Annotated in this window: 1 protein-coding gene; it reads left to right on the top strand. The window is 71.9% G+C overall.

Annotation, left to right across the window (positions count from 1 at the left end):
- A partial coding sequence (locus UK12_RS33425; RefSeq protein ID WP_045306974.1) for an AMP-binding protein occupies positions 1–381 on the top strand: 381 nt, incomplete at both ends.

Below are 381 nucleotides of genomic sequence, written 5' to 3'. Positions count from 1 at the left end.
CCGGTTCGCGCATGCGTTGATCGCTCGGGGTGTGGGGCCGGAGCGGGTCGTGGCGGTGGCGTTGCCGCGGTCGGTGGAGTCGGTGGTGGCGGTCCTGGGGGTGTTGAAGGCGGGGGCGGCGTATCTGCCGGTGGATCCGGGGTATCCGGCGTCGCGGATCGCGTTCATGCTGGAGGATGCCCGTCCGGCCGTGGTGGTGGACGATCCGGCGGTGGTGGTCGAAGGCGGGTGGCCGGAGACGGATCCGGTGGTCGCGGTGGATGTGCGTCATCCGGCGTACGTGATCTACACCTCGGGTTCGACCGGCCGCCCCAAGGGCGTCGTGGTGAGCCATGCGGGCGTGCCGAGCCTGGTGGCGGCGCAGGTCGAGCGGCTCGGACT

Source organism: Saccharothrix sp. ST-888 (assembly GCF_000955975.1).
Classification (GTDB): domain Bacteria; phylum Actinomycetota; class Actinomycetes; order Streptomycetales; family Streptomycetaceae; genus Kitasatospora.
The sequence above is the reverse complement of the archived record's forward strand: the minus strand, read 5'-3'. Positions and strand labels throughout refer to the sequence as shown.